This window comes from Paracholeplasma brassicae (assembly GCF_000967915.1).
In the GTDB taxonomy this organism is placed as follows: Bacteria; Bacillota_I; Bacilli_A; order Acholeplasmatales; family UBA5453; genus Paracholeplasma; species Paracholeplasma brassicae.
Genome location: NC_022549.1, coordinates 18,427 through 38,396, shown reverse-complemented (window position 1 = coordinate 38,396; position 19,970 = coordinate 18,427). Strand labels below are relative to the sequence as shown.

The following is a 19,970-nucleotide window of genomic DNA, read 5'->3' as shown; positions in this document are numbered from 1 at the left end:
ATAGTATTTCATTTATACTTCAAAAATGAAAAATCGATAAGTATTTAGACTATTAATAATAATTCTATTTAAAAACGAACAATTCTGTCACTTCATTATTTTTAAGGCTTTTTCCTGTCATTTCCTAAAAAAAACGTCACTCAACTTGATGAGTGACGTTCTTTCTATATTAAAAGATATTTTTTCTAAAAATCGTTTGTTTACGGTCTGGTCCCACTGAGAATATGTCGACTGGAACACCCACTTGTTCTTCAATAAATAACAAATAATCTTGTGCGTTTTTAGGTAGTTCGTCAAACGAAGTCACGTGTGTGATCTCTTCTTGCCAACCAGGTAAGGTTTGATAAATTGGTTCAACCCTCTTTAAATCATTGATGTCGGTTGGGATGTCTTTTAGTTCTTTGCCTTCCAACCGGTAGGAAACACAAACCTTAAGTTCATCAAATCCAGAAAGAACATCCAGTAACGTTAATGCAATCGAACTTAAACCTGAGGATAAGGCGGCGTGTTTGATGATCATCAAATCAAGCCAACCCACACGACGTCTTCTGCCGGTGGTTGTTCCGTATTCGTGGCCACGTTCAACAATTCTTTCACCTATCTCATCAAAGAGTTCCGTTGGCAGTGGTCCTTCACCAACGCGTGTGGTGTAAGCTTTAGTGACACCCACAGCACCCTCGATGAGCCATGGCGCTAAACCTGTATTGATTGGTACGCTTGCGGCGGTTGGACTAGATGAGGTGACAAACGGATAGGTCCCATGATCTAGACACAACAAGCTGCCTTGCGCGCCTTCAAATAATAGTTTCTTGCCTTCTTTGACGTAGTTGTTTAATAAAAGTGAGGTGTTACACACGTAAGGCTTTAAGGCTTCTGCGTAAGCTTTGTATTCAAAATAAACGTCTTGGACCGATAGCGGTTCTAATCCAAAGTTTTTTAATTGTTCGTTTTTGTAAGGAATCACTTCTTCGAGACGTTTTAAGAAAAGTTCAGGATTGATGAACTCACACATGCGTATGCCACTTCTTTCGGCTTTATCTGTATAAGCCGGTCCGATGCCTTTTTTTGTTGTACCGATTTTTTGTTTAAGTTTGTTTTCTCTTGCCCCATCAAGCAGTAGATGGTAAGGCAAAATCACATGGGCACGATCAGAGATGTGCATGTGGTATTCTCTACCTTCTAATTTTTTCATTTCTTCTAATAAACCTTTTGGATTAATGACCATACCGTTAGCTAAAACGTTATGAATGTGAGGTGACAAAATTCCCGATGGGATGGTGTGAAGTGCAAACTTTACGCCATCTAAGACAATGGTATGACCGGCGTTATTCCCGCCTTGATATCTCACCACCACGTCAGAACGTTGAGCGAGAAAATCAGTAATTTTACCCTTACCTTCGTCGCCCCATTGTGTACCAAAAACCACTAATCGTTTCATGTTAATTATCCCCTTTTAATCTCATGATGTGTCTGGCGATGTAAACGCCATTGGCGCCTGCTTGTGCTAGGCCTCTTGTGATACCTGCCCCATCACCTGCAACAAATAAGCCTTCAATTTTTGTTTCAAATTGATTGGTAATCTCTGGTCTTGCCGAATAGAATTTCGTTTCTACCCCATAAAAAAGTGTGTGTTCACTGGCAATCCCTGGTGTGATATGGTCAAGTGCTTCGACCATTTCAATCAAGGATTTCATGGTTTTATAAGGAAGCACTAAGCCTAAATCACCTGGGACTGCTTCTTTAAGAGAAGGTTGTACAAACCCCTCTTTTAAGCGTTTTTCAGTTGTTCTTCTACCGAGTTTAATGTCTCCATATTTTTGGACAATGATTGATCCCATGGAAAGTTTATTTGCCAATTGACCAATCGCGTGTGCGAATTCATTTGGTTGATCAAACGGTTCTTTAAACTGATGAGATACGAGTAATGCAAAGTTTGTATTTTCTGTTCCAAGTTGTTCATCTTTAAATGCGTGCCCATTCGCAAGCATCGTGCCGTTATGGTTTTCGACAACCACGTGACCAGAAGGGTTTGAACAAAACGTTCTAACTTGTGTGCCCACGGTGGTGTTAAAGATGAATTTCCCTTCGTATAAATGTTCATTAATTTCTTCCATGACGATGTTGTTAGTCTCTACCCTAACCCCAATATCGACTTGGTTATTGGTCATTTTTAAGTGATGCTTTTGACAAAGTCTTGATAGCCAAGTTGCGCCTTCTCTACCGACCGATAAAATCACTTTGTCGGCGTATATTTCTTCGTCATTTTTATCAAGGATAACGCCTTTGATTTGGCCATCTTTGACAATAATGTCTTTGACTTCGGTTTTAAATTTCATTTCAATCTTACCAATCATTGATTCGTAGATTGATTTCATAATAAGTAAGTTCTGTTCAGTCCCTAGATGCCTTACTCTGGCACGAAGTAGTTTTAAGCCTACCCCTAGTGCGCGTTTTTCGATTTGTTTGACTTCTTGAGTCGTTGGGTCTGTGATGTTATCGGTTGCCCCATGTGATAAATTAATACCATCGACGTATTGGATTAAATCCTCAACTTCTTGAGCTGCCAAATAGTCCGTTAACCAACCACCAAATTGGCTTGTGATATTAAACTTTCCATCCGAATATGCCCCTGAACCGCCAAAACCACTGGTGATTGAGCACGCTGGATAACAGCCCGCAACACCGGTTTTGTCAATTGGACACTTGGTTAATTTACCCATTAAAATCGGACATTTTCTGTGATATATATCATGTCCTTTTTCAATTAATAATACGTTCATGTCTGGTCGTTTATGCGCTAACTCATAAGCCGCATATAAACCAGCAGGTCCTCCACCTACAATAATGCAATCGTACTTCATAACCCACCCCGTCATCTATTTAATTTATTTTTAAAACCAAAACGGATTTTATCATATCTAGATGATTAATTCAATAGCGCGATTTAGGGGTTTGTTTAGATATTCAAACTTGTAATAACGATGTCGTGTTCTTGATGAGATTTAACAGAACACAGGTATTTTTAGTATTAGAAAAGCACCCACCTAAAAAAGGGTGAGTGCCTTTTGAAAAAGAGGGTATGAAACCACTAGACTATTCTTTCATATGAACGTCTAACTGATTAAACGGAATTTCAATCTTATTTTCATCAAAAATGAGTTTAACTTCTCTGTTTAAAAGTCGTCTGGCTTGATACTTATCAGTCTCTTCGGATTTGGCGTATATTCTTAAAATCACACTAGAGTTGCCAAGCTCTTGAACACCAAAGTAAAACGGGCCTTCTTTGATTTGTGGAATAGCTTTTTTGATGCGTTCTAGATTTGACTTGATGACCTCTTCTACCTTAACCAAATCTGCCCCATAACTAATTGACACATCACATATCACTGGTGAGTATTTATAAGAGGTATTGATTGCGCTTCTAATGTCTGAGTTATTGATGATTTGAACGTCACCATTGACGTCTTCAAGTTTGGTGGTTCTAACCCCCATCTCAATGACACGACCTCTAAAATCAGCGACTTGAATGATGTCGCCAACCACAAATTCTTTTTCAAAAATGATGAACAACCCAGCAAGAATGTCTTCAACCAGGCTTTGAGCACCAAAGCTAATGGCTAGGGCTAAAATCCCTGCTGAGGCGAGTAAGGTTGGTGATGACACACCCCAAGCAGATAAGATTAAGAAAATACCAATGATGACACTACCGTATTTGACGACTGATTGTAGGAGATCACCAATGGTTTTACTACGTTTGCCACGCTTAGTTACTACATTAATTAAGAGCGTAAACAAATACGCAACTACCCATAAAAACACTATGACTGCAAGTGTTTCTACAATGGGATCTACGTTGTTTTTGAAAAAATCAACGACACCAAAGAATTTACCGATGTTATCTCTGGATAATTCATAAAGTGTACTGCCTTCTTCAAAGATGTATTGTCCAAGACTTGCGAAAACCAAAAACAATAAAGCCAATCCTAAAAATACAAATTTTACCACGTTTTTTTTCATCTTAAATGCCCTCCTCTGTGTATCTTGTGATTTTTTGTTCATAAACTAATGTTCGTTTGTTAGAAACACTCACATAGACCCTAGCTACATAGTTGTCTTTTGTGTAACCAGGTAATTCATTAAAAATTTGAAACTCGGTATCTCTGTCATGTTCGATCAATTGAATTAATTGATTGTTTTGATAAATTTCTACGGTGATGATTGGTGAGGTGATACTTTCAAACAGATCTTCGATGTATAAGAAGTAATTGAGTACGTCATCCATCAGATAGAACTCACCATGAACGCTTGGGTTGGTTGAGGTTGTGATTGATTGTTCGTCTAGTAAAACATACGTCTCATTAATCGAGGCTTCTAATTTAATCTGATAGGTTGTAGCGCTTGGATCGATCGCTTCAAGATACCCATAACCACTTAGAATACCCTCGGTAAATACCTCTGGCACCGGGCCTTCTTGAATCAGTTGATTGTTTTTATATATACGCATTCGAACGTGTCCATCGATCCGATTGTAATAATCATAGACCTCATAGTTATAAGATAGGCTTGATCCAAATTGTTCTAGGTATGTTATGTGTCCAGTTGGCTCTTTAGTCAGTTTGTATCTGGTCTCTTTGATAGTCTGTATACCAAAACCCAGATCGGCTTTCACTTTAATCTCATAGTTTCTACCAACCACAAGCTGATCAAATACGAGTTGATTTTCACCTAGTGGTATTGTTTGTTGATACGTATCATAAAGCGAGGTAACCTCAACAATCACCTCACTCAAATCATCTTTTGTTTCGAGGTTTAATTCAATGTAGAGGCTCGATTCAAGGTTATATATGGCTAAAAAAGACACCTCAACTTGTTTGATCAACGTAAAAGAAGCGACAACAACGACGCTAACGGTCAAAAAGCCTGCAAGGAGTCTTTGATAGATTAAATTAAATCTTCTTTGATTGACTTTCGATGAACGCTTCATAGAAATCAACTCTCTTCACCCTCATTATATCGCTTTAAGTCAAAAAGAAAAGACAAAAAAAACAAAAACATATGCTTTTTTCATAAAACGACTGTTTTTGTTCTTTAAGTCAGCTAAATTTAGTAATTAACTTCATTGACCATTGGGTGATCGGTTAAATAGGCTTGAATGTTTTTTACAATCAACGATTGAAGCCTTTTTGATTGATGAATTGAAGATGGTGCGTTGTGTGGTGTTATATAGACGTTATCAAGTGTCCATAAGATGTGATCTCTTGGTAACGGTTCGGGGTAACACACATCAAGTCCTGCGCCTCTGATTTGTTTTGTTTGTAGTAATTCTATTAGATCATCTTGAACAATGACCTCACCACGGCCAACATTGATTAATAATGCACTATTTTTCATGTGCATTAAACGTTCTTTTGTCAGTAAACCATTGGTTTCTTCGTTTAATGGTAGGGTGACAATCACGTAGTCACTTTTGGTTAAGAGTAAATCTAGCCCGTTTTGATCGGTATAAATTTCTTGAAACTTTGGGTCTTTTTGAGTACTTCTACGATAACCTAAAAATGTGCAATCAAACCCTTCAAGCCGTTTAACTAGGGCATTAGAAAGCGAGCCCATACCAATGAAGCCAACGGTGGTGTTATATAGTTCGTACTCGTTTTTGTGTCTAACCCATGTACCTTCTGTCATTTGTTTGACGTAGTTTTTTACGTTTCTGTTTAACACGAAAATCTTAGTTAAAATGTCTTCAGCAATCGTATCTGAGTAAACGTCTTTTGCGTTATATAGGTTAATTCTATGTTGTTTTAACTTTGTAAGATCCATTTGATCATAGCCTGCAGTAACTAACTGTATATGGCTTAGATTAGGCGTTTTAGATAATTCATCATCGCTAACAACAAACGGTAACATCACCCTGTAGGTCACATCAGACGATAGTTCTTCGGTGATTAAATGACTACCAAATTGCTTTTTTAATTCATCAAACATACGTTGTCCGATGGCTTTTTTATCTAGGTGTATTTTCACTTTAATCTTCCTTTCGTATGGTACTGCCTGTTTTACTTACCTCAATTTCAATTTGCGTTTCAATCACGCTTTTTAAATCCCCGACGTGACTAATTAAACCAACGATGCGTCCTTCTTCATTTAGATTCATTAGAACATCAATCGCTTGGTCAAGAGACTCTTGGTCAAGTGTGCCAAAACCTTCGTCGATAAACATGGTATCCATTTCAATGCCACCACTGGTTTCTTTGATGACCTCAGCTAAACCTAAGGCCAAACATAGAGAGGCTTTAAAGGTTTCACCACCAGATAGGGTTTCAACGTCTCTGACTCTCGTGGTGTTTCGGTCATAAATTTGCAAGTCCAGTCCAGAGGTTTGGTTGCCCCTTGATTTATCTTCTTTTCGTTTGAGATAGTACCTGTTTGAAGTCATAAAGGCTAACTTCAGGTTTGCTTTTCTTAGTATTTGATCAAAGAAATAAGATAATACATAACGTTCAAAAGAGACCTTATTATAAGTTAGACCCCTGGATAAATCCGAAAGACGCTTAATTCTTTCAAAGGTTTTACCATAGGCAATGTAGGAATCATACGTGGTTTTAAACTCAACGACTCGCTTAGCTGTTTCTTCTAAATAGAAACCCTCGTTTTGAATAGCGACTTGATTATGCTTAAAGGATTGTTCAAGGGAAAAAAGTGATTCTTTTAGTGTCTCTAAATCAACTTTTTGATCGATGGTTATAAGTGACATCAGTTTATTCAAGGAAGTTTGGAGTTCAATTTCTTTTTTGGTGTATTCGTTGACTTTTTGTTGTTTTTCCTTAATGTCTTTGGTCGAAAGTATTTGTTTAAATGTCTCTAAACTCATCTGCTTACGCTCTAAGAAGCTATCTAATACTCGCTTTGATTGTTTGTTTTTCGTTTGTTGTTCTTCAGCGCGTTTTTTTGTGTTTGATAGATTCAACTCTACTTCTTTATAGATGAGCTCTTTCTTTCGATGGTCTTCATTTAGTGTTTTGATTGTTTGCTCAATTTGTTTGATTTGTTCATCAATCGTATTTAATTCTAAAACAACCATTTGATCGTCTTTATTTTTTAATTCATTTTGGTATTTTAAAATCAGTTCGTTTTGTTTTCTTATTTTTTCTTGACTCTTGGCTTTTAGAAGTTCGTTTTGATGAACTGAGTGATTAATCGATTCAATTTGGTTAAGTAGACTTTTTACCGCGCGATTTTGATTCTCAATTGTTTCTCTTAAGTGTTCTAAGTTTGTAATCTCTTGCTTAATTTTATTGACATGCGCTTTTTTAATTTCTAAGTCATTACTTATACTTTCTTTTTCGTTTGGAAGCTTCAATTCTAATGCTAAAATGACGTCTCTTTTTTCATTTAGGGATGTTTCTAAACGTTCTTTTTGTTTTAATGATTCTAAGTAAATCGATTCTGCTTTCATGACTTCTTCTTTGGTTGGAAAAGAGCGTTCTTTAGTTAATGCTTTTTGTGGGTGATTGGTTGATCCACAAACAGGGCATGGTTCATTATCGACCAATTCTTTTCTTAGCACGTCAACGAGCGAGTGATGATAGGCTTGTTTGGTTGTTTCATAAATTGTTCTTGTTTCTTTAAAGGTTTTATCTTCGATATCAAGCTTAGAAAGCAGTTGACTGTAACTCTCTTTTTCTTTAATATAGGTGTCATATATTTGACTTAGTTCTTCTAACTTTTTTTGTTCGTTTGTTTCTGTTTCAATTGTTTGATAAAGTGGCCCTATTTGTTTGATTTTCAGTTCTGATGTTTTTATGGTTTCTTCAAGCGCTTGTTGGGATTTTTTCTTAAGTGCGACATCTTTATTAAGTTCAAGACTTTGTTTTTCTAGTTGTTCAAGTTCATCGTTGAATCGTGTAAATTCTGCTTCATCGTTTTTTAAGTCTTTAAGCTTTTGAAGTTCACGTTTCAAATCACTTTCTATGTTTCTTTGATTATCTCTTTCTTTTTCAAGCGTTGTAACGGCTTTTTGTGCCTCTTCTGCTTGAAGAAATGCCTGTTTGGCTTCACTTAATTGTTTATGTAATGCCTCTACCATGATGTTCAGTCTATTAATCTCTTCATTTGAATTAACATAGTCTTGATAGGTTATGACGTGCGCTCTGGTTTGTTCGTATTGATCTAGTTCGATTTTGAGTGATTCAATGAACTGTGATTGGCTCTCTAAGCTATGTTTTTGTTGTTTTAGGGTTGCTTGTTCATCTAGGTATTTGTTTTGTTGCTCGTTGTATTGATATGATTGACGCGCTTGATTTAGAAGAACTTCTTCTTCTTTTAATGCGTCTTTCTTTATTTGAAGCGCTACTTGTTGTTTTTGTAAGTAGCTATCAAGTTCTTTTATCATGTCTTCATAAGACACAGCTTCATTATCTAAAAGTAGACTCAGTGGTTCTGATGAACTGCTTAGCTGTTTTTTGATGAGTTCTAGTTGGTTAATGTCTTTTTCGATTTGTTTGAATGCGTTATTTCTTTTTTCAAATAGTCGATTCTGAAATTCTTCAAAACTTTCGGTCTGAAATATTTTTCTAAAAATTTCAGTTTTATCGTCACTTTTTGACGTCAGTAGTTTTTGAAACTCACCTTGAGGTAGCATGACAATTTGTCTAAACTGTTCGTAGGTTAGACCGATGACTTCTAAGATTTTTTGATCGACTTCTTGTATTTTAGTTAAGATTCCGGTTGGTTGATTTAGGGATTTAAATTCGATGGTTTGATTTTTTGACACATAGCCCTTGGTCCGTTTTGAATAGCGTTGTTGTTTGGGATACCTTTTGATTTCATAAGTTTCTTTATTGACCTCAAAGATCAACCTGACATACGTATCGAGTTCTTCTATTGCAAAATGACTTCTAAGATTTTCAGGTTCATTTCGTTGTGAACCTGAGGTTTTACCGTATAAGGCGAAACAGACGCTATCAAAGATGGTCGTTTTGCCTGCACCGGTATTCCCGGTTATTAGGAATAACTGTTTCTTATTGATTTGTTTAAAATCGATGGATTCAAATCCTCCAAAAGGGCCAAACGCTTGAATATCTAATTGTTTAATTCTCATCGTTATTCCCCCTTATGAGTTCTTCGATGGTCTCTTCAACGATTTTTAAATCCACCTCGTCTAATTCTAGGTTGGCTTGTGTTCTTGAAAATTCGATAAAAAGTGACCTCATTGTTTTTTCCGGGTTTTCTTTATTTAACATATCTTTGGCTAATTGGTCAGTTACAGCCCCACCAAGTGAAACAAACTCAGCATCTTTTTGATAACTAAACTCCATCAGGTACAAAAATCGTTGTTTTAGTCTAGCTACCCCATCAGACACATCGATTTCATCCGTTAAACGAATACGAACATAGTCGTTTTGATGCTTACTGATTAAAGCCTCATTATTGATGATTTCATCAAAGCTCATCGATAACGTGTGCCATTCTTTTGACATATGTATTGGAATCAAGGTTTGTTTAATGTCTTCTTTTGAGTTGATTTCTAGTAGTAACATTGATTTTTGGTGTGTTTCCTCACTAAAGGAATATTTATATATCGATCCCGTGTATCTAACGTTGTCGTAATAAACCGATTGAGGCTTATGGATGTGCCCTAAAAGCGTATAATCGAAAGCTTCAAATAATTGACTATCAACAAAATCAAGACCACCCACTGCAAGTGTTTTTTCTGAGTCTGAAACCTCTGGATTAGTACCCGCATGACCAATAAATGCATGTGTCATCAATAGATTGATTTCGTTGTCATTTAACTCAATTGTTTTTAACATCGCTTCATAGCTCTTTTGAAAACAATCGATTGAATCATCGTTCAAGATTTCTCTAACATACTGATAAGGCATGAATGGGATTAGATAAAAACGATAGGTTTGATTACCTTCCTTAAGTGTGAATGAATCAATGGTTTGGTCAAACTCTTTTCCTATGAATAAAGAAGTGCCTTTTAAAACATCACTTAAAAAAGAGGTACGTTCGTAGGAGTCGTGGTTACCTGCAATATAGCTTACCTTAATGTTTTCTTTTAAGACGTCATTTAAGAAGTTATCAAAGACCTTTATCGCTTCTTTTGGTGGAATCGCACGGTCGTATAAATCACCTGTAATCATCAGTAAATCCACTTGATGATCTCTTAGCGCCTTTTTTACTTGATTCAAACTCTCTATTTGATGAGTAAGCAAGGAATACCCATTCACAATTTTGCCTAGGTGAAGATCACCAATTGAAAGAATTTTCATTTTAACACACCCTTTGTCTTATTATTTTAACACAAATCACGTGGTTTAATTCGTTATTCAAGTGAGAACTTGCCATTAAGTGACAAATAAAATGTTATAATAAGTAAAGAGAAAGTGGTGGCTATTCATGAATGCCTTTAAAGACTTATTAGAAAACAAACAAAAAACCTTGGTCATCTTAGATTTGTCTAAAAAAAATGACTATCTCAAACAAAAAGAGGCCATGCCTTTTTTCGTCTCTGTTAAATTTTTATGTACAACTGATTTGATTCAAGCGCTCTCGTTTTCTTATCACAAAACCACACGACTTTTTGTCTCAAAACATTTAAACGTCAATAGCGAAACAGCAGATCTTTATTTAAACGTCTTACCGTTTTACTATTTAAATCAAAGCTTACCACCGTTTTATCAGGCACTATTTGATGAACTAATAAAAAATAACCTGTTACACCTTAGTGATTTTAAATCGCGTTATGATGGTTATGTGGTGCTATTAACCGAAACCGTTGAACCGATTATTTTAATGACTTTAAATCGTCTTGGATTTGAAGTTATCCTACCTATTGATCCAAATAATCAAACAAACGATGTTCATCTAATTAAGGCACTCCACGCCAAAGATGAAGTTAACCAGGTCTTTGAACAAATCGCAAGAAAACTCGATTTTGGTGTTAATATCAATCAAATCAAACTCATCGCAGATCAAACCTATCATAGCCTATTTGAGGTTTATAGTGAGCTCTATCAAATTCCTGTTTCTATATCAAAAAACACATCACTTGTTCAGTTTCAACTGACCAAAGATGTGTTAAACAAAATAGCCATTCTTAGTGGAAATAACACCGAGGTATTAACGCAAATCAAAGACTATATTGTCTCATACTCATTTCATCAATCAACAAAACTTGATGAACTAAAAGAGAGAATTTTATCTGAATTAAATGACTACCTCCTTAGTTCATATAACTATCGCGACTGTTTAGATGAACTTTATTACCACTTCCAAAAAACCGCTTTAAAAAGCGATATATTAGAAGATGTCATTCAAGTTGTCTCAATCAATTATCCCTTTTTAGAAGATCACATCGTCTTTGTTTTAGGCTTTAATGCTGGCGCATATCCTACCATTACCTTAGACAATGATTTTTTAAGTGACGAACAAAAAAAATCACTTAACCTATTAACATCGATTGAGAAAACACAAACAAATAAAAAACAACTCATCCATAGTCTTTCTAGTATTAAACATCTAACCATTTCTTATAAAGTAGAAAGCCCACAAGGTGAGGCTTATCCTTCATTTATACTTCAAACATTACCTAAAAAAATCAAAACCTTAGTACCTGAGTTTTCTACAGATAGATACTCTATAAGAAAAGACAAACTATCCTATAAAGCACTGCTTGATACCTACCATTTGTATGGCATTAGAAGTCCTTTACTAGAATCATTTGAAAGAGAAAAGGAATTACAGCTTCCAAAATCATACGACCCAACGTTTAAAGGATTTAACGATCCAACATTTATTAATCAACTAACAACACTCTCTTTTACTAAACTAAATGACTATTTTTTATGTGGTTATCAATTTTACTTAAAGCACCTCTTAAACGTCAAAACGTCATTTGAAGAAAGCACCCAACTTCACCTTGGCAACTTTTTTCATGAGGTCTTAAAAGACTACCAACAAATCAACAATCAAAAAGATATCAATGATTATCTTACTACCTACCTTTTAAATCATCAGTTAACCCTTGAACAGCAGTTCTTTTTAAAGGAATCGATTATTCAATTAGAACAGGTCTTAACGTTCATTAAAACCTTAGAAGCACGTTCTAGTTACCTGCTTTATCAAACCGAACTTGAGGTAAGCATGCCTTTTGAATCAAAACAGACCTACCTTCTTTTAGGAAAAATCGACAAAATCTTACGTCATCATGAATTTAGTGAGAAAATATACGTCGTAGACTATAAAACAGGCAATGCCATTAAACCCCTTGATTACCTGCTTGATGGATTTAACTCGCAACTGTTGTTTTACTTGTTGTTTCTAAAGAAGAATCATTTTGAAAGTCCTTACTTTAGCGGCTTCTTCTATCAAAATATCTACACGAATGTTTTAAAAAAAGAAGAGGGAAAAACCTACGAAGAACTTCAAAAAGAAGCCTATCAGCTTTCTGGCTACAAATTAAATGACTTAAGATCAATTACAGAAATCGATCCTTTATTTCAAACAGAAAACACGCTTGCAAAAACTGGTGTTAATAAAGATGGTTCACTTAAGAAAAGTGCTTGGGTATATGAGCATCAAATGCTAAGTACTGTCCTTGATGACTTTGAGGCCTTACTTTTAAAGACCATTAAAAAGATTGAAGCCCATGATTTTGATATCAATCCGAAAATCGCTTCTTCGATTGATTCTTGTAAGAATTGTGCTTATAGAGACATTTGTTATCTAAATAAGCCAAAGACCCCTTTAGAAAAAAACAACCCATTCGAAAGAGGTGATGACCTTGATTCCTAAAAAACCCAAAGAGAGTTACTATACCGATCATCAGTGGCAAGCCATTCATCAAAAAAACTCAAACGTTTTAATCAGTGCTGGTGCCGGTTCAGGAAAGACAAGTGTCTTAACTGAACGTGTCCTACGAATACTTAATGAGGGGATAGACATCAACCGTTTATTGATCTTAACTTTTACCAAAGCCGCTTCACTCGAAATGAAAGAACGTATTCGCAAGAATCTAGAGAAGGCAATTAAAAATGCACCAAACCCTCACTTAGAAAGACAACTAGAGCTCCTAGATGTGTCTTTCATCACGACCTTTGATAGCTTTTGTCTATACTTAGTAAAAAAATACAACCACAAATTAGGCATCAAAAAAGACATTCAAATTGGTGATGAAAACTTATTCAAACAACAAAAAAAACGGATCATTCAAGACCTATTTCAATCGCTATATGAAGAAAACAATGAAGATTTTTTCGCGTATTTAAGAACCTACACCACCAAATCCGATGAAAAACTCGAAGATCAACTCTTGTTTTTGGCTGAACAACTCCAAAAGTACGACTTAGATGAAACGTATTTAGATACCTATGAACAAACTTACTACGGAAAAAACTACCAAGAGAAACTCACTCATGCGTTAATCGAAAAAGTAACTGAATTTAAACAAGGCCTACAAAAATTAAATAACGATCTTTCTTTACTAGCGCTTGAGTCAGAAAGTGGACAAGACACTAAAACTAGACTCGAAAATGAAATCGCAAGTTTGCTTAGCTTTGAAGATCTTACCTCTTTTAACCGTTACACAGAGGAAAAAGAATCCTTTAAAATTACCTTAAAAACCTCAAGAGATGACCGCTCTTTATTGAAGCCATACCTTGATTCGTTTAAAGACCTATTAAACTTGTATCAACCTTATTTTAGTCACTCAATTGAGACACACAACCAAACACACGAAAAAAACAAACCTCATGTATTATTTTTATTGAGCTTAGCTTTTCGCTTCTTAGCGTCTTATAGCGCATTTCAAGACCATCTGGGCATTTATGATTTTTTATCCATCAGTAGTCTATCGACCAAACTCTTAAAAGATCATGAAGACGTCAGAAACGAACTAAAACACTTTTATCACGAACTCTTAATCGATGAGTTCCAAGATACCTCACTCATTCAAAACATCTTCATTAGTCAAATCGAAAACAACAATGTGTTTATGGTAGGTGACATCAAGCAATCTATTTACCGTTTTAGAGACGCGAAACCAGAACTCTTCCAACAAAAATACGATTTGTTTAAAGCTCAACCAACCGCTGGAATTAAGATTGATCTCAATCAAAATTTTCGTTCACGAAAAGAAATCTTAGAAGACATCAATACCTTGTTTTACCGGACCATGAGTCCTCGTATCGGAGGGGTAACCTATGATGGTTTGCAGGCGCTCGTCTTTGGTAATCAAACCTATGAAAAACAAAAAGCAAATCAACCTTATGGCATTGAGATTCTTGAAGTCCTTTCAAAAGAGGAACTAGAAGACCATGAAAAGACGTATAAGACAGATGAATCACAAGTGTTTTCAATCATCAAAGACATTAAAGACAAAATGGCTTCTAAGTACCAAGTGCTCGATTCTAAGACCAATCAATTAAGAGACGTTAAATTTGATGATTTTGTGATACTGATCGACAGAAAAAGTCCATTTAGATTATTTAAGGCAGTGGCAGAGGCCAATCAAGTACCGATGTACTTGCACGCCACAGAACCATTTGTATCCAATGACGATGTGCTAGCACTTCGCAGCTTGTTATCGCTATTCTACTGTTTTAAAGACGCCTCTTATGGTAAAGATCATTTCACTCACGACTTCTTATCCGTCTTTCGCTCTTACTTATTTCAAATCAATGATCAAATACTTCATGACTCACTTAATGCACTTAAGAATCACTCGTACTTTGATTATAAGAAGGTCTTATCGAATGAAACTATCATAACGACCTTAGACAAACTAAATGCCTTAAATGTGTTAAGTGAAACCTTAAGTCTAGATCTATTTTTGATTGAAGTCACTAAAACATTTAATCTACTAGAAAAGGCACTTGTGCTAAATCAAATTGAGGCGATAGAGTCCAGACTATTCTATCTAATAGATAAGGCGAAATCCTTATCAAAGTTGAACTTCGGTTTGTTAGAACTCCTCGAATACTTCTCATTTATTAACGAAGAAGATCTTGATCTTGATTTTCAATCCTCATCAAAATTAAAAGAGGGCATGGTCAATGTCATGACGATTCATAAATCTAAAGGCCTTGAGTTTTCAATTTGTTACTACCCTATGCTTGACAAACGGTGGTCAAGTCCAAACTTATCAAATTTCTATTTTGATTTAACTTACGGTATCATCATGCCTTCATTTGATGAGGGTTTGACAGACAACATCGAAAAGCAACTCCACTTAGCACAAGAAAAACAAGAAATGATTTCAGAACGTCTTCGCTTATTCTATGTTGCCTTAACTAGAGCTAAAGAGCTTGCCGTTATTGTGGCTAATCCACCTTCAAATGAAACATTTATTAACGAAATTAAATCTGATGAACTTGTCGATGAATCCATTAGAAACAACTATAATAGTTTTAATCAATTGGTATATACGGTCATTGGACATTACGCAAAAAAACGTATAAAAGCACCTTATGATGAGATTATCTACAATGAAAATTATAAAGATAGTATTCAAAAACAGCGTGTGCATTTTAAAAAAGAACAAGTATTCAACTACAAGGCATTGAGTTATAAACCAAAGCAAATCAAAAAAGAACGTATTTCTGGAAATTTTGTAGAAATTAAGGACGAACAAACGCTAAAAGATATGGCTCTTGGCACGCTCATTCATGAACAACTAGAACGCCTCGACTTTTGTCTGCCTCTTAAAAATCAAATTGATCAGTTACCCGTTGATAACAACGTAAAAAAGTTTCTCTATAAACTTGATCGATTACCATTTTTACATGATTTAAAAGAGGCTTTCATCTACCAAGAATATGAGTTTATTGTTTCAACTGACGACCAAGTTAAACAAGGGATTATTGACCTCTTAATCGAAACAAATGAGGCGTTAATCGTCGTTGACTACAAATTAAAAGACATCAATAAACCTATCTACTTTAGTCAATTAGAAGGCTACAAAGATTATCTAAGTACTAAATCAAATAAACCGATTCGTGCTTATTTATATAGTTTAATTGATGGTGTATATCTAGAAGTCTAGAAAAAAGACAAACTTCGGCGGTCGCATTCGGCCTAAGAAGTTTGTCTTTTGTTTTATTTGTTATTAATGATTGTTGCCATCTCTTTTAAGACTTTTTTTCTAGCGTTAATGTTATACGCCTCTTTAAAATCAATCGTCTCAATTTTTAAAGAATACTCAATACCAAAAAACGCATTCTTTACTTGAAACTTCTTTAATTCATGTAGCTCAAATTGAATGACCTGTTTCAATACTTTTTTTTCTGGCTTTAAAATATAAACCGTGGTTCCTTTGATTGAAATCAATCTAGTTTTTGAGATTGATGCAATCCCAGCACCAATAGCGCCAAACCAAACACCGGCGTTATTTTTAATCACCGCGGTTACCCATAAATTGCGTTCATCAACGAAGCCGTCTTGTTTTAATTGTTCTTCAAATTTCATGTATATTTTCCTCCGTAAGTATATTATATGTGGTTATATATAATATATCAAGAAGTAATCAAACTTAAATATTCTATGAACTGATATAGGTAATGTTTTTCGCTTTGTTTAATGATTAGAGTAATTGAAACACGTTCGTGAAGATAGCCTAGTTGTATAGAGGCATCTATTTCATTCGTCGCAAGAAAGAGTTTTTCCCCGTTGACTTGTTTAGAGGCCTCAATTGAAAGTAGGATGGTTAAATCCGTTTTAGACTTAATCGTCTTTTCAACGCCTAGCTTACTACAATATTTCTTAAATAGTTTTTCATACATGTAAACGATGAGTTCTTGATCAACCCTACCAAAGCGATCTTCTAATTCAATTTCAAGGTTTTTCGCTTCATTAAGCGTATTAATTGAAGAAATACGTTTATGTATCTCAACTCTGACTTCATCGCTACTAATGTAGTTCTCATCAATATGACGCGCTGATAAAACGATGTCTTGTTGTTCCTTCTTAGCTTCTTTTTTGATGCCTTTTTTCTCATTGACGGATTCTTCAAGTAGTTTTAAATAGAGCTCCATACCTACGCTGTCGATAAAACCAGATTGTTCATCACCTAAGATATCTCCAGCGCCTCGGATTGATAAGTCTCTCATCGCGATCTTAAAGCCTGATCCAAGTTCTGTAAAGTCTTTAATGGTTTGTAGACGTTTGATGGCATCGTCACTCATGTCTTTATTCTTTTGATACATTAAATAGGCGTAAGCGATCTTGTCGCTACGACCAACTCTACCTCTAATTTGATAAAGCTGAGAAAGGCCAAGCCTGTCTGCATCATGAATAATTAGTGTGTTGGTGTTTGGGATATCTATACCTGTTTCGATGATGGTCGTTGAGACTAAAACATCAAACCGTCGGTCTATAAATTCAGAGAGTCGATCTTCAAGGACATCTTTACTCATCTTACCATGGGCAAACGTGATTTTTGCCTCAGGCACAAGTTTAAATAATTTCCTAACGACTGATTCCATGTCTGAGACCTTATTGTACAAATAAAAGACTTGTCCTGCTCTAGCAAGTTCACGTTCAATCGCTTCTTTAATGATCGCCTCGTGTCTTTCTAGGACGTAGGTTTGAATTGGATAGCGGTTTAAAGGTGGTGTTTCAATCATTGTTAAATCTTTAATGCCCATCAAACTCATTTGAAGCGTTCTTGGGATAGGTGTGGCTGAAAGTGATAAGACATCCACATTGATTCGCATTTCTTTGATTTTCTCTTTGTGTTCCACACCAAAACGTTGTTCCTCATCAATGATGAGTAAACCGAGGTCTTTAAACACGATGTCTTTGGATAGTAGTCGGTGTGTCCCAATGACGACATCGACCAGGCCTTTTTCCATTTTTTTTAGTGTCTCGTTTTGTTCTCTATCTGAGACAAAACGGCTCAAAAGTTCGACATTAATTCCAAATGGTTCAAAGCGTTTTTTAAATGCGTAAAAATGCTGTCTTGCAAGGACGGTTGTGGGCACTAAATAACAAACCTGTTTGTTTGCTACCACTGCTTTAAAGGCAGCACGCATAGCGACTTCGGTCTTACCATAGCCAACATCCCCAATTAATAAACGGTCCATCGGTCTTTTTGACTCCATGTCTTTTTTAACGTCTTTAATTGCTTTTAACTGGTCGATTGTTTCTTCGAATTCAAACGAATTTTCAAAATCTAATTGCATTTGATCATCCTTAGGAAACGAGAAACCTTCGGCATTTTCTCTTTCAGCGTAAAGTTTGATTAGTTTATCGGATATGTCATTGAGCTTTTCTTTGACTCTCTTTTTTGTGTTATTCCATGAAGCCGTGCCTAACTTAGTTAGCGTTGGTACGTGACCATCTCTTGATGAGTATTTTAAAATCATATCGATTTGATCAATTGGTATGTATAAAAAGTCAGTGCCTTGGTAAGCAATGTGTATGTAGTCTTTTTTATGCCCACCAAGTTCCATCGTTTGTAGCCCTTTATATTGACCAATGCCGTAATCATAATGGACAACAAAGTCGCCTACTTTTAACTCCTCTACTGATGATATTTTAATTGCTTCACTAATTACCGATTTGTATCGGATTAGTCTTTTATGACTCTTATAATCAAAGATGTCTTGTTCATTTAAAAAGTGAATGGCATCTTGTTGAAGGTAGGTGCTCGGTAAATTCATCGGGTAGAATAAGTTCATAATACCTTCTTCAATGATTCTGGGGTTACAAATATAGTCAATACCTGCTTCTTCGAATAAATCCTTAATTCGATCAAAGCGTTGTGGCTGGTTCATTGAAACCACGTAAGTACCTTTATTTTTCTTTATCTCATCAATAAACGCATTGACGTTACCTTGATAGATGATTTCATCTCTTGCATATACCGAATATAGGTGATCATTATTAAGCGGGGTAAACCCTGTGATTTCAATGTGAGGGTAACTCATTAACTCCTTCATCTTTAAATAGTACTTAAACTCATAAAAGACTTCACCTTTTAACTGCTTTAAATAGTCGGCTAAATCCAAATCCATTCGGTCGTAGTTTTTAGCCATTTTATGTTCATCCACGTAGATGATGGTCTTTTGGTCGGTAAAATCAAATAACGTTTCTGGGTTTGGGTTAAAAAAGTGGGTAAAGTAGGTTAGACTATCCAAGTCCCTACGATTATATAAGTGATCTAGATCGGTATTGAATTTCGTGTATTCTTCTTTTGAAAGCGTCTTTGTTTCTAAAAATGCTTCAATTTGTTCGATGACTTGATCCCGTTTGTGATCATTAAAAAAGAGTTCATTCATTGGTAATATTGAAATCTCGTTGGTTTCACCAATTGAAAGTTGTGTGTCTGGTTTAAAGAGTTTGATTCGGTCTACTTCATCACCAAAGAAATCCACACGATAAGGCGTTTCAGCCCCAATAGGAAAGATATCAAGGATTGAACCTCTTAGACCAAATTCACCGGTTTTTGTCACTGTATATTCATGTGAGTAGCCGTGACTGACCAGATAACCGATTAAATCATCACGATTGATTTCTTTGCCAACTTCTAATTTTCTCGTGGCATCCATCCAATCTTCTTTTGACAACTGTCTCTTCATTGCACCATTTTGATTTGTTACAACGATTCTTTTATCTTGGTTGATTAAACTGCCAAGCGTGTAAATACGCTCAATTTTAAACTCTTGACTCGATAAGGCCATTAAGGAGGACAACATTTCATCGGCTGGATAAAATAAGACGTTTTCTGCCCCACAAATGGTTGATAAGCCGTCGTAGTATTGTTGAGCCATATAAAGGTTAGGTAAGACCACAAAAACCGTCTCATTTGAGGTCAAATAAAGGGAAGAAACCAATAACTGGTTATAGCTATCGGTGATTTGATTTAATCTTAAGTTGTCCTTTTTCCCAACGATTGGTCGGTTTGTTTTTAAATTTAGAAATAGATCAAATAGTGAACTCATCGGCGCTTCTCCTTATTTTTGACGACA

Annotated in this window: 11 protein-coding genes; 2 read left to right on the top strand and 9 right to left on the bottom strand. The window is 35.6% G+C overall.

Going from position 1 to position 19,970, the window contains the following annotated elements; genetic code table 11:
• Window positions 1-169: 169 nt before the first annotated feature.
• The 7 genes from BN853_RS00140 to BN853_RS00110 form a co-directional block, all read right to left on the bottom strand.
• Window positions 170-1,438, bottom strand: a complete 1,269-nt coding sequence (locus tag BN853_RS00140; RefSeq protein WP_030003923.1) for an adenylosuccinate synthase — start codon at window positions 1,436-1,438, stop codon at window positions 170-172.
• Between the two features lies 1 nt (window position 1,439).
• Window positions 1,440-2,861, bottom strand: coding sequence for an NAD(P)/FAD-dependent oxidoreductase (locus tag BN853_RS00135; RefSeq protein WP_052591073.1), 1,422 nt, complete (start codon window positions 2,859-2,861; stop codon window positions 1,440-1,442).
• A 232-nt stretch (window positions 2,862-3,093) separates the two neighbouring features.
• On the bottom strand, window positions 3,094-4,017 hold the full coding sequence (locus BN853_RS00130) for a mechanosensitive ion channel family protein (RefSeq protein WP_030003921.1): 924 nt from the start codon (window positions 4,015-4,017) through the stop codon (window positions 3,094-3,096).
• A gap of 1 nt (window position 4,018) precedes the next feature.
• Window positions 4,019-4,984 carry a hypothetical protein gene (locus BN853_RS00125; RefSeq protein WP_030003920.1) on the bottom strand — a complete coding sequence of 322 codons (966 nt, stop codon included), beginning with the start codon at window positions 4,982-4,984 and terminating at the stop codon, window positions 4,019-4,021.
• A gap of 119 nt (window positions 4,985-5,103) precedes the next feature.
• Entirely contained in the window at window positions 5,104-6,021 is a 918-nt protein-coding gene (locus BN853_RS00120; protein WP_030003919.1) for a D-2-hydroxyacid dehydrogenase, read from the bottom strand.
• Between the two features lies 1 nt (window position 6,022).
• Window positions 6,023-9,097 (bottom strand): AAA family ATPase, encoded by a 3,075-nt coding sequence (locus BN853_RS00115; protein WP_030003918.1) that lies wholly within the window; start codon window positions 9,095-9,097, stop codon window positions 6,023-6,025.
• Window positions 9,087-10,274: an exonuclease SbcCD subunit D gene (locus tag BN853_RS00110; RefSeq protein ID WP_030003917.1), complete on the bottom strand. Its 1,188-nt coding sequence runs from the start codon at window positions 10,272-10,274 to the stop codon at window positions 9,087-9,089. Before BN853_RS00110 ends, BN853_RS00115 begins: the two co-directional genes overlap by 11 nt.
• Window positions 10,275-10,401: 127 nt before the next feature.
• Here BN853_RS00110 and BN853_RS00105 point away from each other — a divergent pair, with 127 nt between their 5' ends.
• Both BN853_RS00105 and BN853_RS00100 read left to right on the top strand, forming a co-directional pair.
• Window positions 10,402-12,798 (top strand): PD-(D/E)XK nuclease family protein, encoded by a 2,397-nt coding sequence (locus BN853_RS00105; protein ID WP_030003916.1) that lies wholly within the window; start codon window positions 10,402-10,404, stop codon window positions 12,796-12,798.
• Window positions 12,788-16,045 (top strand): UvrD-helicase domain-containing protein, encoded by a 3,258-nt coding sequence (locus tag BN853_RS00100; protein WP_030003915.1) that lies wholly within the window; start codon window positions 12,788-12,790, stop codon window positions 16,043-16,045. The genes BN853_RS00105 and BN853_RS00100 overlap by 11 nt, the downstream gene beginning before the upstream one ends.
• Window positions 16,046-16,098: 53 nt before the next feature.
• Here BN853_RS00100 and BN853_RS00095 read toward each other — a convergent pair whose 3' ends face one another.
• Both BN853_RS00095 and mfd read right to left on the bottom strand, forming a co-directional pair.
• Complete coding sequence (locus BN853_RS00095) at window positions 16,099-16,467, bottom strand: hypothetical protein (protein ID WP_030003914.1); 369 nt, start codon at window positions 16,465-16,467, stop codon at window positions 16,099-16,101.
• Window positions 16,468-16,514: 47 nt separating this feature from the next.
• The gene (mfd, locus tag BN853_RS00090) at window positions 16,515-19,943 is read right to left on the bottom strand and encodes a transcription-repair coupling factor (RefSeq protein WP_030003913.1); all 3,429 of its coding nucleotides are present in this window, start codon (window positions 19,941-19,943) and stop codon (window positions 16,515-16,517) included.
• Window positions 19,944-19,970: the final 27 nt, after the last annotated feature.